At 59.5% G+C, this 14,155-nt stretch carries 7 protein-coding genes; 3 read left to right on the forward strand and 4 right to left on the reverse strand.

Features of this window, described 5'->3' with window-relative positions:
• Nucleotides 1-104 precede the first annotated feature (104 nt).
• From ABIA48_RS27330 to glgB, 3 genes are all read left to right on the forward strand, one after another.
• Nucleotides 105-2,099: an alpha-1,4-glucan--maltose-1-phosphate maltosyltransferase gene (locus tag ABIA48_RS27330; protein WP_429492712.1), complete on the forward strand. Its 1,995-nt coding sequence runs from the start codon at nucleotides 105-107 to the stop codon at nucleotides 2,097-2,099.
• 167 nt (nucleotides 2,100-2,266) lie between these two features.
• The gene (treS, locus tag ABIA48_RS27335; RefSeq protein WP_429492714.1) at nucleotides 2,267-5,608 is read left to right on the forward strand and encodes a maltose alpha-D-glucosyltransferase; all 3,342 of its coding nucleotides are present in this window, start codon (nucleotides 2,267-2,269) and stop codon (nucleotides 5,606-5,608) included.
• A gap of 2 nt (nucleotides 5,609-5,610) precedes the next feature.
• The gene (gene glgB / locus ABIA48_RS27340; protein ID WP_429492716.1) at nucleotides 5,611-7,842 is read left to right on the forward strand and encodes a 1,4-alpha-glucan branching protein GlgB; all 2,232 of its coding nucleotides are present in this window, start codon (nucleotides 5,611-5,613) and stop codon (nucleotides 7,840-7,842) included.
• Nucleotides 7,843-7,950: 108 nt separating this feature from the next.
• Here the strand turns inward: glgB and ABIA48_RS27345 are convergent, their stop codons facing one another.
• The 4 genes from ABIA48_RS27345 to ABIA48_RS27360 form a co-directional block, all read right to left on the reverse strand.
• Nucleotides 7,951-10,800 carry an RHS repeat domain-containing protein gene (locus ABIA48_RS27345; protein ID WP_429492718.1) on the reverse strand — a complete coding sequence of 950 codons (2,850 nt, stop codon included), beginning with the start codon at nucleotides 10,798-10,800 and terminating at the stop codon, nucleotides 7,951-7,953.
• A gap of 81 nt (nucleotides 10,801-10,881) precedes the next feature.
• Nucleotides 10,882-11,949, reverse strand: coding sequence for an autotransporter domain-containing protein (locus ABIA48_RS27350; protein ID WP_429492720.1), 1,068 nt, complete (start codon nucleotides 11,947-11,949; stop codon nucleotides 10,882-10,884).
• A gap of 420 nt (nucleotides 11,950-12,369) precedes the next feature.
• The gene (locus ABIA48_RS27355) at nucleotides 12,370-13,134 is read right to left on the reverse strand and encodes an endonuclease/exonuclease/phosphatase family protein (RefSeq protein WP_050548684.1); all 765 of its coding nucleotides are present in this window, start codon (nucleotides 13,132-13,134) and stop codon (nucleotides 12,370-12,372) included.
• Nucleotides 13,135-13,325: 191 nt separating this feature from the next.
• Nucleotides 13,326-14,084, reverse strand: coding sequence for a PIG-L deacetylase family protein (locus ABIA48_RS27360; RefSeq protein WP_429492723.1), 759 nt, complete (start codon nucleotides 14,082-14,084; stop codon nucleotides 13,326-13,328).
• Between the last annotated feature and the right edge of the window lie 71 nt (nucleotides 14,085-14,155).

Below are 14,155 nucleotides of genomic sequence, written 5' to 3' on the forward strand. Positions count from 1 at the left end.
ACGGCTGTCGCTCGGAACCTAAGTGAATGTATCCCGGGGCGGATGACCCGGCGGGATGGCGACCAGACACAAGTGCGTCCATGGGGCGTTAGGAGAGAGGCTCGATGACGGCTGATAAACCGACTGAGTTGAGCTACAACCCGCATATGCCGCTGTCGCAGGCGTTGTTGCTGCCGCGTATCGTCATAGAAAACTGCATGCCGACCCTCGAAGGCGGACAGTTCGCGGTCAAGGCCGTGGTGGGGCAGGACGTGGTGGTGACGGCCAAGGTCTTCGCCGACGGGCATGACAAACTGGCGGTGCGGGTGCGCTGGCGGGCCGAAGACGAGGACGTCTGGCAAAACGCTGTCATGAACGATCTGGGCAATAACAGCTGGCAGGGGCAGTTCCGTGTCGACAGCCAGGGCCGTTATCGGTTCTGTATCGAAGCCTGGATCGATCAGTTCGCCAGTTTTCGCTACGAGCTGGAAAAAAAGCATATGGCTGCCGTGCCTGTCAGCCTGGAATTGCAGGAAGGCCGGATTCATGTCCAGCAGGCCGCCGAACGCAGCGATGGGCCACTCAGCGAGCAACTGGCGGCCTTGCACCATGAACTGTCAGGACTGCTGGAAACCGAGCAGATTGCACTGTTTCTGCACCCGCGTAGCGCCGACCTCATGGCCCGCGTCGATCATCGCGCTTTCCTGAGCCTGAGCCCGGAGTATCCGGTGGATGTGGAGCGTGAACTGGCGCAGTTCGCCAGTTGGTATGAATTGTTTCCGCGTTCGATCACCGACAGTCCCGCACGCCATGGCACCTTCAATGACGTGCATTCACGGCTGGCGATGATCCAGGACATGGGGTTCGACGTGTTGTATTTCCCGCCGATCCACCCGATCGGGCGCAGCTACCGCAAAGGCCCGAACAATTCCCTGACGGCGGGTCCCGATGATCCGGGCAGCCCCTATGCGATTGGTAGCGAGGAGGGCGGGCACGAGGCGATTCACTCGCAGTTGGGTACCCGCGAAGACTTCCGCCGACTGGTCGCGGCCGCTGCGGCCCATGGCCTGGAAATCGCCCTGGATTTTGCCATCCAGTGTTCCCAGGACCATCCGTGGCTCAAGCAGCACCCGGGCTGGTTCAACTGGCGGCCGGACGGCACGATCAAATACGCAGAGAACCCGCCGAAGAAATACCAGGACATCGTCAACGTCGACTTCTATACCCCCGAGGCGATTCCGAGCCTGTGGCTGGAACTGCGTGACATCGTGGTGGGCTGGGTCGAGGAGGGCGTGAAGATTTTTCGCGTCGATAACCCGCACACCAAGCCGCTACCATTCTGGCAATGGCTGATCGCCGATGTACGGGCGTTGTACCCCGAGGTGATATTCCTCGCCGAAGCTTTTACCACCCCGGCCATGATGGCGCGCCTGGGCAAGGTCGGTTATTCCCAGAGCTACACCTATTTCACCTGGCGCAACACCAAGGCCGAACTGGCGAGTTATTTCACCGAACTCAACGAATCGCCATGGCGCGAATGCTTTCGGCCGAATTTTTTCGTCAATACGCCGGACATCAACCCGGCGTTCCTCCATGACTGCGGGCGTCCCGGGTTTCTCATCCGCGCCGTGCTGGCAACCATGGGCTCAGGCTTGTGGGGCATGTACTCGGGTTTCGAGTTGTGCGAGTCGGCGCCGGTGCCAGGCAAGGAGGAATACCTCGATTCCGAAAAGTATGAGATCCGCCCACGGGATTTCAACGCGCCGGGCAACATCATTGCCGAAATCGCCCAGCTCAACCGCATTCGCCGGCAGAACCCGGCGTTGCACACGCATCTGGGCCTGAAGGTGTACAACGCCTGGAACGACAACATCCTGTACTTTGGCAAACGCAGCGTTGATGGCAGCAACTTCATTCTGGTGGCGGTCAGCCTCGATCCGCACAACGTGCAGGAAGCGAGCTTCGAGTTGCCGTTGTGGGAAATGGGTCTGCCCGATGACGCCAGCACCCAGGGCGAAGACCTGATGAATGGCCATCGCTGGACCTGGCACGGCAAGCAGCAATTCATGCGGATCGACCCGGCGTACCAGCCGTTCGGGATTTGGAGGATAACTGTTTAAACGCAAAACCTGTGGGAGCGAGCTTGCTCGCGATAGCAATTTTGTGGGCAACTTCTTTGTTGAATCTTCAATTGTCATCGCGAGCAAGCTCGCTCCCACAGAAATCTCATTGCGTTTGACTCGAGTGATCAGCCCGGCGGGACTTTCGAATTCACCAGGAGTTTCACATGGCGAAGAAACCCAAGGCAGCCACGTTCATCAAGGACCCGCTCTGGTACAAGGACGCGGTGATCTATCAAGTTCACGTCAAATCGTATTTCGACTCCAACAACGACGGGATTGGCGACTTTCCCGGCCTCATCGCCAAGCTCGATTACATCGCCGACCTGGGCGTCAACACCATCTGGCTGTTGCCGTTCTATCCCTCGCCACGGCGCGACGACGGTTATGACATCGCCGAGTACCGCGGCGTACACAGCGACTACGGCACCATGGCCGATGCCAGGCGCTTCATTGCCGAGGCGCACAAACGCGGCCTGCGGGTGATCACCGAACTGGTCATCAACCACACCTCCGACCAGCACCCGTGGTTCCAGCGTGCACGCAAGGCCAAGCCCGGTTCGGCGGCGCGGGACTTCTACGTATGGTCGGACGACGACCAAAAGTACGATGGTACCCGCATCATTTTCCTCGACACCGAAAAGTCCAACTGGACCTGGGACCCGGTCGCTGGCCAGTATTTCTGGCACCGCTTCTACTCCCACCAGCCGGACCTGAACTTCGATAACCCGCAAGTGATGAAAGCGGTGCTGTCGGTCATGCGGTACTGGCTCGACATGGGCATCGACGGCTTGCGCCTGGACGCGATTCCCTACCTGATCGAACGTGATGGCACCAACAACGAAAACCTGCCGGAAACCCACGACGTCCTGAAAAAGATCCGCGCCGAAATCGACGCCAATTACCCTGATCGCATGCTGCTGGCCGAGGCCAATCAATGGCCGGAGGACACACAGTTGTACTTCGGCGACATCGATAGTAAGGGCTTGAACGGCGACGAATGCCACATGGCCTTTCACTTCCCGTTGATGCCGCGCATGTACATGGCCCTGGCCCAGGAAGATCGCTTCCCGATCACCGACATTCTGCGCCAGACCCCGGATATCCCAGCCAACTGCCAGTGGGCGATTTTCCTGCGCAACCACGATGAGCTGACCCTGGAAATGGTCACCGACAAGGAGCGCGATTACCTGTGGAATTATTACGCCGCCGACCGCCGGGCGCGGATCAACCTGGGGATTCGCCGGCGTCTGGCGCCGCTGGTGGAGCGTGATCGACGCCGGGTCGAATTGCTCAACAGCCTGTTGTTGTCGATGCCCGGCACGCCGACCCTGTATTACGGCGACGAGATCGGCATGGGCGACAACATCTACCTCGGCGACCGCGACGGCGTGCGCACGCCGATGCAATGGTCGATCGACCGCAACGGCGGCTTCTCCCGTGCCGACCCGGCCAGCCTGGTGCTGCCACCAATCATGGACCCGCAATACGGTTATCTGTCGGTCAACGTCGAAACTCAGGCTGGCGACCCGCATTCGCTGTTGAACTGGACCCGGCGCATGCTCGCTGTGCGCAAGCAATCCAAGGCCTTCGGGCGTGGTACGTTGAAAATGCTGTCGCCCAGTAACCGGCGGATTCTGGCCTACACCCGTGAATACACCGGCGTGGACGGTAAATACGAAGTCATTCTGTGCGTGGCCAACGTGTCGCGCAGTGCCCAGGCCGCCGAGCTCGATTTGTCGGCCTACGTCGGCATGGTGCCGGTGGAGATGCTCGGGGGGAACGCGTTCCCGCCCATCGGCCAGTTGAATTTCCTCCTGACGCTGGCGCCTTATGGCTTCTATTGGTTCGGCCTCGCCGCCGAAAACCAGATGCCGAGCTGGCACGTGGAGCCCGCGCAGAGCCTGCCGGACTTCACCACGCTGGTGCTGAAAAAGCGCATGGAAGAGCTGCTCGAAGCGCCGTCACGGACCACGCTGGAGCAAAACATCCTGCCGAACTGGTTGCAGAACCGCCGCTGGTTCGCCGGCAAGGACGCCGCCATCGAGCAAGTCGAACTGGCGTATGGCGTGCGGTTCGGCGATCCGCAGCATCCGGTACTGTTCAGTGAGATCAACGTCACCAGCGGTGGCCAGAGCAGTCGCTACCAGTTGCCGTTCGGCTTTATCTCCGAAGACCAGGTCGGTATGCCGTTGCCGCAGCAATTGGCGCTGGCACGGGTACGGCGTGGGCGTCAGGTTGGTTTGATCACCGATGCCTTCAGTCTGGAAAGCTTTGTGCATGCCGTGTTGCAAGGCTTACAGGCCGGCAGTGTCTTGGCCTCCAGCGATGGCGAGATTCGCTTCGAGCCCACCGCCGAGCTGGAAAAGCTCGGCCTGAACGCTGAGTCCCCGGTGCGCTACCTCTTCGCCGAACAGTCCAACAGCTCGGTGGTGATCGGCAACAGCCTGGTGCTGAAACTGATCCGCAAGGTGGCCTCAGGGGTGCATCCGGAGCTGGAAATGAGCGCGTTCCTGACCGCCGCCGGGTTCGGCAATATTTCGCCATTGCTGGGGGCCGTGGTGCGTCGGGATGCAGCGGGTGAAGACAACCTGCTGATGATCGCCCAAGGTTATCTGAGCAATCAGGGCGACGCCTGGGAGTGGACCCGGAACAATCTCGAACGGGCGCTGCGCGATGAACTGGCCGACGCGGTGTCCGAGCAGGAGCAGCATTACAACGCGCTCGGCGAATTGAAAGATTTCGCCGCTATGCTGGGCCGGCGACTGGGGGAAATGCATCAGGTGCTGGCAGCGCCGAGCGCCAACCCGGACTTCTTGCCGCAGGTCACCACGCAGCAGGAGGCACTGGCCTCGGCCAAGGATGTTGCAGCGCAAGTCGGGCAAGCGCTGAACTTGCTCAAGCAGCATAAAAATCAACTGAACCCGGCGGACCAGACCTTGGTCGGCCGTTTACTGGACAACAAAAAAGCCATTCTCAGTCATGTGCAATTGTTGGGAAAAAAGACTGCGGGCGGCTTGCGCATTCGTGTGCACGGCGACTTGCATCTGGGGCAAGTGCTGGTGATCAAGGGCGATGCCTACCTGATCGACTTCGAAGGCGAACCGGCGCGGCCGTTGCATGAACGACGGGGCAAACACAGCCCGTACAAGGATGTCAGTGGTGTGCTGCGTTCCTTCGATTATGCAGCGGCAATGGCGATCAACGTGCAGAACGTCGATAACACCGCGGCGGCCGATGCCGCCCGTTTGCGGGTGACCGATCGCTACTTGAGCGAGGCGCGCCAGGCATTTGTCGACGCTTATCGGCTGGCGGCAGCTAGTCTTGCCCATGCATGGCAAGATCCCGAAGGCGAGGATGCCGCGCTGGCGTTGTTCGGTCTGGAGAAGGCGGCGTATGAAGTCGCCTATGAGGCGGAAAATCGCCCGACCTGGTTGCCCGTGCCGTTGCACGGTTTATATGGATTATTAAGTGGGCTTAAACCCTTTTCCGATCTTGGTGGAGAGTAGTCATGAGTGTCTCGAACAAGGAACAGGGTCATCACAAAGAAGCGCTGCTACCCAGCGCGCGGGATATCGATGCATTGGTGCGCGCCGAGCATATCGATCCGTTTGCAATTCTCGGCCCTCACGCCGATGGCGCTGGCGGGCAGTTCATTCGCGCTTATTTGCCGGGTGCCCTGAGTGTGCAGGTGCTGGCCAGGGCGTCCGGCGAAGAGCTCGGGCATCTTGAAGCCACAGCGACGCCGGGGTTGTTTGTCGGGCATTTCGACCATGCGCAGGCGTATCTGCTGCGCACCCGTTGGGCCGGCGGCGAGCAAACGGCCGAAGACCCCTACAGCTTCGGCCCGTTGCTGGGCGAAATGGACTTGTACCTGTTTGCCGAAGGCAATCACCGCGACCTCAGTGCGTGCCTGGGCGCGCAACTCAAGACCGTGGACGGCGTCGACGGCGTGCGTTTCGCCGTGTGGGCGCCGAATGCCCGGCGGGTGTCGGTGGTGGGTGATTTCAACGTCTGGGACGGGCGCCGCCATCCAATGCGCCTGCGTCATCCCACCGGTGTCTGGGAGTTGTTCATCCCGCGCCTGCAAGCAGGGGACGCCTACAAATACGAGATTCTCGGCGCCCACGGCATTCTGCCGCTGAAAGCCGACCCGGTAGCGCTGGCCACCAGCCTGCCGCCAGACACCGCGTCGAAAGTCGCTTCGCCGCTGAAGGTCGACTGGCAGGACCACGACTGGATGCTGTCCCGTGGCGAACGCCAGCGCCCGACCGCGGCGCTGTCGATCTACGAGTTGCACGCCGGCTCATGGCAATGCGAACTCGATGACCTCGGTGAAGTGGCCCGGCAATACACCTGGCCTGAATTGGCCGAGCGACTGATTCCGTACGTGAAGGAACTGGGCTTCACCCACATCGAACTGATGCCGATCATGGAACACCCCTTCGGCGGTTCGTGGGGGTATCAGTTGCTGTCGCAATTCGCTCCGAGTGCGCGTTTTGGCACCCCGGACGAATTCGCCGCGTTCGTCAACGCCTGCCACCAGGCCGACATCGGGGTGATCCTCGACTGGGTACCTGCGCATTTTCCGACCGATGTCCATGGCCTGGCCCAGTTCGACGGCACGGCGTTGTACGAGTACGGCAACCCGCAAGAAGGCTTCCACCAGGATTGGGACACGCTGATCTACAACCTCGGGCGCACCGAAGTGCATGGCTACATGCTGGCGTCGGCGCTGCACTGGCTCAAGCATTTCCACGTCGACGGCCTGCGCGTCGATGCAGTGGCCTCGATGCTGTACCGCGACTACTCGCGCAAGGCCGGCGAATGGGTACCGAACCGCCATGGCGGGCGGGAGAACCTGGAGGCGATCGACTTCCTGCGCCACCTCAACGACGTCGTGGCACTGGAAGCGCCGGGCGCACTGGTGATCGCCGAAGAGTCCACCGCATGGCCGGGCGTCAGCCAGGGCACGCAACAGGGCGGCCTGGGCTTTGCCTACAAATGGAACATGGGCTGGATGCACGATTCGCTGCATTACATCCAGCAAGACCCGGTCTACCGCGCCCATCACCACAACGAGCTGAGTTTCGGCCTGGTGTATGCCTGGTCCGAACGTTTCATCCTGCCGATCTCCCATGATGAAGTAGTGCACGGCAAACATTCGCTGATCGACAAAATGCCCGGCGACCGCTGGCAGAAATTCGCCAACCTGCGGGCCTACCTGAGTTTCATGTGGGCGCACCCGGGCAAGAAACTATTGTTCATGGGCTGCGAGTTCGGCCAGTGGCGCGAGTGGAACCACGACCAGCAACTGGACTGGTACTTGTTGCAGTACCCCGAACACAAAGGCGTGCAAAAACTGGTGGGTGACCTCAATCGCTTGTACCGCGAAGAGCCGGCACTGCACGAGCAGGATGATGTGCCGCAAGGCTTCCAATGGTTGATCGGCGACGACGCGATCAATAGCGTCTATGCGTGGTTGCGCTGGAGCAAGGAAGGCAAGCCGGTGCTGGTGGTAGCCAACTTCACGCCGGTGCCGCGCGAGGCGTATCGCGTCGGGGTGCCGTTTGCCGGGCAGTGGAGCGAGGTGCTCAATAGCGATTCGTCTATCTATGCCGGTTCCAACTACGGCAACAGTGGCGGGGTTGTTGCCGAAGAAACGCCGAGCCATGGGCAGGCGTTGTCGTTGGTGTTGAATTTGCCGCCGTTGGCGGTGTTGATGTTGCGGCCGGAGGGGTAGCTGACTTCCATTTTATTCGATAACCCTGACAGGTCGACGCTCATATAAGTACAGCCTGTCAGGGATGGTTAGTTATAAGTTTTATTTGTTTCTGATGCGCAATAATAACTAAATCCATTTCGCACTGAGCGTTGCCTCGAACTTTCTTTGAGTAATTTCAATGTGGTGTAGCCCCCAGCTGTCCTTAGAAATACTGTTGACGACAAATTGAGTCATTGGCTTGAATAAACCCTCCGTTTCGGGGGTGTGATTTACTTTAAATGCTTTGCTTGTCGTTTCTATAAGTACTGGGTGCGTTTGCCGTGAGGTGCTAGGAACATGAAATTTGTCTGTGAATTTGCTTGCGGTTTTTTTGTCTGGAGTAAAAGCCATAAATATGCTGGTTTGTAGTATGTCACCTACTTTAATGCTATCTGGATTTTGCAATTTAGTTCCGCGGTAGAGCACGCCTGCCATTTTCGGACCAAGTGATGCTGCCAATAGGTTAATTGTTTTTTTAGAGTCTTTGGCGTGGAGCTCTAGTAGTTTTATCGCTGGGTCGTACGCTTTCTGCTTTCTGGCAAGGGGCAGCTTAAGTGATCCGAAGTTGCCATTATTTTTTATGAGCTCTGAATGGGCTGCCGTTCTGGTTTCGGGGAGCGATTTTTTTATTACGTCAGAGGGGTTGTTCTCGTAGTGGTTGCGGCTATGTCCCTTGAAGTAAAGGGCGCCCGCATTTGTTCCCCAAATGAGTTGTATTCCCTCTTTTTCACCTTCTGTTAAAGGTCTGTCATAGGCTTCTGGTTGTCCTATGAAGCCGAGACGAGCTCTGAAGTAATCAATATATTTTTCAGGTTGTACTTTTTTGAGTTCCAGGTAGTCGGTGGCTGTGCTGATTAAGTCTGCTTCAGGAAGGTCGTTCTTGTGTTTAATAAGCTGTCTCTCAATGGAGTTTATTTCGTCCTGCGTTAACTCCTTTCCTGTATTCCCATCCAGATCACCAAAATTTATGGGTCTATTTCTGACCATCGCAAATAAATTCATCCCATCCACATATCCCGCCGGATCCGGATTAATCCACCGCTGCAACCACGGCGCGTAATAGCGGAATCCGTAGTAATAAAGCCCCGTTGCATCCCGCTCTTTGCCCGAATAACGCACGGTTTTGTACTTGGCTTCTGTGGCCGAACGTGCCGCGAAACAAGCCGTGCCGCCAAACGGGTAATACCATTCCTGGCTGATCAGGTTGGCGTTTTGGTCCAGTTCCAGCGTGCTGGATTGCAGGTGGTCGTTGAGGCTGTAACGCACCTGATCGTTGGCAATGTCTCCGGGTTTTTGGGCGACCCAATGCAGCACCTGCACGCTATTGCTGCCGGCGCTGGCGTTGATCACGTGAAGGACTTCCCCGGTGCCGCCGTGACTGCGGATTTCCACGCCGGGCAGGTAGCGCACTTCGCTGATCAGTGTGCGGGCGCCGGTCTGGGTGGCGCGGAGCTTGCGCACGCGTTGTCCGCCGTCGTCGTAGAGATAGCGTTCGTAGTCATCCTCTGCGCTTTCACGGATCACCGGGCGCACGACGGTCAGTTGATTGCGCAAATCCCATTCCAGCGCCTGGCCGACCTGCAGTTCACGCAGGTTGCCATTGGCATCGAACCCGGCGGCCAGTTCCGCTTCAGTCGGTGGCCGGCCGTTGCGCTCGGGCAGGCAGTGGTTGCTGTACCGGGCGCGAGTCAAAGTGCGGCCGTGGGCCTGGGCGCCGACGTGCACCAGGTTCAGCAGATTGCCGCCGGCGTCGTAGTGGTAGGTCTGGGTGTAGTGGGCGATCTGGTTGGGGTCGAGGGGCAGGGGTTGCAGGTCGGGCAGGGCAGGACCGCCGTGGCCGGTTTTGGCTTCCCGGCCGCTGGCTTCGATCAGTTGATCGAGGGTGTCGTAACGGTAGGTCTTGATCGGTTCGATGCGCTGGTTGTTGAAGTAGCGGATCGCTTGGGCGGCGTCTTCGAGGCTTAGCACGTTGCCGGTGGCGTCGTAGCTGTAGCGCAAGTCTTGAAGGGGCGTGCCATCGGCTTTGTGCGCGCTCAAGCCAATGAGGCGTGCGTCCGCGAGGTCGTAGCGGTGGCGGGTGATCACGCCGTTGCCGGCGGTTTCCGTTTCGATCTGGCCAGCGGCGTTGTAGTGCAGATCGCTGACCAGCGTCATCTCGTCCTCACCGACCAAGGTCAACCGAGTGTTTTTCAGTTGGCCGGCGACGGTGTAGGCAAAGCGCTGGCGGTTGCCCAACGCATCCGTTTGCTGGAGTAGTTCGACGCTGGGTGCGTAGGCCTGCGAGGTGGTGGCGCCGTCGCCGGGTTCAAGCAATGCATCGCGGGCGGTTTCACTCACCGGCCAATCTGGCGCATCGGCAGCGCGCAAAAAGTGCCGGGTCTGTTGCAGCACTGCGCCACCGATTCCCAGTTCCTTCAAGTGCAGCGTGCCAGCCGGATCGTCATGCCGAACTAATTGACCGCATAGGTTGTGGGCAACGGCGTCGTCATCAACCCCGGCATAGGTCAAGCGCTCAGGCACCAGTTCAGTGCCATCGCCACCACGTTCGCGCACGGCCACCGGGCGCAACAGCGCATCGAACTGGGTTGACGAATGACTGCCACGCCCGTCCCACCGCTCCACGATTTGCCCAGCAGCGCCTGGCAGCGCCACCCGCCACCCGGCGTCCACACTGTCACTCGCCAACGGCACAGCGGACAGGCTGAACACCTGACTCACATTCGCCGGCACCGACCCATCGCTCTGAGCCAAGGCAAACAGATACGGATCACGACTGGCCACCGGCCGGCCGTTGGCATCAAACCGTTGATGCGTCACCCGCACCTCAACCGGATCGGTCGCCTGCCGCCGGTGGAACTGCACCGCCCGGAGCGCCAGACCCCGTGGGTCCATGACCGCAAGGGTCGGGGTGCCGCCATGCACATAATCCACAGGCATCGGTGAGGGCCTTGACTAGGGTTATCTGCCCTCACAATGCATCACCACCAGCGCCTTGGATACTGTAAGAAATACCAGTTTTCACCAGCGCATCCGCACACCCAGGCTGCCAATCAAACCGTTCAGATCGTTGTCGTCCACGTCGCTGCTGTAGTCGGCGCTGACGTACAGGCTTACGGACGGGGTGATTCTGGCGACGAGACCCAGACCCAGTTCCACGGTAGATGAACTACGGCTGCTGCTGATCTTGTCCACCTGATCGAGCGTCACAGTGTTGCCGCTGTACACCGTGCGCCATAAGTTGGTCCGCACGTAGGGTTCGACCGGCAAGCCGTTGATGTCGTAACTGCCTTTCAAGTGCGCACCGACCCGGCCACTCCACGAGTTCAGGTCAGTGGCAGACGCGTTGCCTGATCCGGCATAGGGGGTGTCCAGGGTGATGCGCTGATTGATCAACTGCGCCTGGGGTTCAATCACCCAGTTTTCGCCCAGGCCGATGGGGAAGCCACCTTCCACCGACAGCGTCATCGCGCTGCCCTCGGTGGCTCTTCGGGTCCCTTGCGCGTTGCGGCTGAAGCCGCTGACCCGGCCACCACTGGCGGTCAGGTCGACGTGCCAGCCTTGCGGCCCGGTCAGGCTCCAATAAGCGCCGAGACTTTGCCCCTGGAGCTTGAGTGTGTCGCTTCCGGGATTGGACATTGCCGGGGTGACCTGCGCGCCGTTGTTGTTGAGCTGGAAGTGACTCGCACCGCCCACCAGGCCGACCCTGTGCGTATGGCCACTGGCGCTTTGCAGGGTCAGGATCGCCGGGCCTTTGAGTTCGTTGGTGCCGGGGACGGCCAGCCCCGGGGATAGGTAATCGGTTTGTGCCTGGCGAGAGGGCTGGCCGTAGAGTTGGTCCCAGGTCGTAGGGGCGGCGTCTTCGGTGGTCAGGCTGGAACTGCGTAGATCGGGGTGAGCGCTGAATTGACCGGGATAGGTTACTGCGATGGTAGACAAACCGGGCGTCGGGATGTCCTGGCGATACCATGGGGCTGTGTCTTGTTCGGCAGTGGCGGCTTGCACTTCGATGGAGGAACACAGCAGGAGTGAACTCGACACCGTGAAAAAAATGACTTTGATCTCTTGTGGGGTGAGTGAAATTTTCATGGAGGTCTGCCTTGTAGTCGCATGCGCAATCTCGCTCTGGCGTCTCTCCTACCCCGAATGAGGGGCGACCGAATGGATTAGGACCTGTCACGGACTGCCCGTTTTTACGGGAGTCCGCGGCTGGTCCTGGTGGTTATTCCGGGGGTAGTAACGTGAAGTCAAGAAGACCGAAACGGTCGAGTCAAGAGAATCGCCGATCAGTGGTAATGGTTTAAGTGACTGATTTATGACGTATCTCTAAGTTCTTGTTTGTTTGAAAAAGCGTCAAAAAAACCTCGGCTCAGAGTGCTTTTCAACCTTCACCACTTCACCCGAACCCCCACGTTACCGAATGTTCCCCGTTGTTGGTTGCTGTCGATATTGCTGGTGTAGTCGACACCGGCATACACACTGACGGATGCCGCGACGCTCAGCACCATCTCAGAGATGCACTTCCACCGCCAACGGCAAATGGTCAGAAAGGTGCGTCCACGGCTTGTTCCCGAGTATTTGCGGCTCATGGCTGCTGGCGTTGCGCAGGTAGACACGGTCCAGGCGCAACAAGGGAAACCGTGCGGGGTAGGTTTTGGCCGGCCGGCCATGGTGGCGTTCGAAGGCTTCGTGCAAGTCATCGCGGCGGGCAAGGGCGGCGTTGCCCTGCATTTGCCAGTCGTTGAAGTCGCCGGCAATGATCACCGGCGCCTGGTCAGGCAGGGACTCGAGGAGTTGGCAGAGCAACTGCAATTGCAGCTGACGATGACTTTCCAGCAGGCTGAAGTGAACGCAGATGGCATGGACTTCGCTATGCCCCGGTACGTCCAGCACGCAATGCAGCAAACCGCGGCGCTCCGGACCGGTAATGGAAACATCCAGGTTTCGGTACTCGCGGATCGGGTATTTCGACAGCAGGGCATTGCCATGATGACCGGCGGGATAGACAGCATTGCGCCCATAGGCGAAGTCGCTCCACATGCTGTCGGCAAGGAATTCATATTGCGAGGTTTGTGGCCAATCGTTGTAGCGCGAGGAGTGGCGTTCGTGCTCGCCGACGACTTCTTGCAAAAACACCAGGTCTGCCGACGTACTGCGCACCGCTTCACGCAATTCGGGGAGGATGAAGCGCCGGTTGAGTGCGGTGAATCCCTTGTGGGTGTTGACCGTCAGCACTCGAAGCCGATGGATGGCCGGGGGTGTGTTCAATGGCATTGATTCGGCTGTTTGCCGTGTTGAATGACTGGCCACATGCGCTCCTCTGATTCAAGGCTGCCTATGTATGCGACTGAGGCATGGACGGGCAGTTCAGTTTGCCTTTAACGCCAACGCGCCAAATCTGACACTCTGCGGCGCTCTCAGGCTTTTCGCGAGCAGGCTCGCTCCTACAGAAAAGCGCTGTGGGCTTAGACGAAGACGATTTCATAAGGCAAACGGATGCGCTCCAGTAGCGCTCGAGGCAGCAACGGCGCTAGACCGATGGCCGGTTCGCCATCGAGTTGGCTGGCGTAGGCGTGGGTGGCGTGGCTCTTGCGGGCTACGGTCCAGGTATCGAGGCGCACCTTGCGTGCACGATGCCAGGGAATCAGCTCGCGGTCCCTTGCCGGCCAGTGCCAGGCCCAGAGCGGTACGTCGTTGTAAGTTGCCCCTGCGCTGGCCGCCGCTCTGGCGCTGGCGCGGCCAACGGTGTCGTGGTCGACGTTACCGTCCTCGCGCCAGGTGCTGAACACCACATCACCGGGGCGCAGGTAGCGTGTGATGAATCGGGTTATCTGTTCTTCGTATTCCGCCAGCGCGTTGTCGGTAAACCCGCCACGAATCCACTTCAGGCTGTGCATCGGCAACCCGAGCCGGCGTATGGCTTCGACGCTTTCCTGGGGACGAAATACGCTGAGGCGTTTTTCCGACCACTGCCGAGAGCCCGGATGGCTGGCGCTGCCGTCGGTGATCGAGAGCAATTGCAATGGGTGGCCCAGGTTGCTGAGCAATTGCAGGAGGCCGCCGCAGGTCACGACTTCATCGCCGGGGTGCGGGGCAATGAGCACTGCGCGTGCGCCGGTGGGTACCAGGGTTTGGGTGCTGATGACCGGAATGTTGTCCAGTTGCGGGGCACTGTTCCAGATCTGTGATGGCAGGCTGGCTTCGCTGATGGAAACGGATTTCATGGGTACCACGTCCTTGTTTTGCTTCGCCTTCAGTCGTGCGCGGTCCAGGCCCGGCAGACCCGTGAGGGCTC

It is taken from the genome of Pseudomonas sp. S30_BP2TU TE3576, from assembly GCF_050436025.1.
Taxonomy (GTDB): domain Bacteria; phylum Pseudomonadota; class Gammaproteobacteria; order Pseudomonadales; family Pseudomonadaceae; genus Aquipseudomonas.

Coding starts and splice junctions, on each gene's coding strand:
- treS (WP_429492714.1), top strand. CDS start 2,267: ATGGCGAAGAAACCCAAGGCAGCCACGTTCATCAAGGACCCGCTCTGG.
- ABIA48_RS27355 (WP_050548684.1), bottom strand. CDS start 13,134: ATGCCATTGAACACACCCCCGGCCATCCATCGGCTTCGAGTGCTGACG.
- glgB (WP_429492716.1), top strand. CDS start 5,611: ATGAGTGTCTCGAACAAGGAACAGGGTCATCACAAAGAAGCGCTGCTA.
- ABIA48_RS27350 (WP_429492720.1), bottom strand. CDS start 11,949: ATGAAAATTTCACTCACCCCACAAGAGATCAAAGTCATTTTTTTCACG.
- ABIA48_RS27330 (WP_429492712.1), top strand. CDS start 105: ATGACGGCTGATAAACCGACTGAGTTGAGCTACAACCCGCATATGCCG.
- ABIA48_RS27345 (WP_429492718.1), bottom strand. CDS start 10,800: ATGCCTGTGGATTATGTGCATGGCGGCACCCCGACCCTTGCGGTCATG.
- ABIA48_RS27360 (WP_429492723.1), bottom strand. CDS start 14,084: ATGAAATCCGTTTCCATCAGCGAAGCCAGCCTGCCATCACAGATCTGG.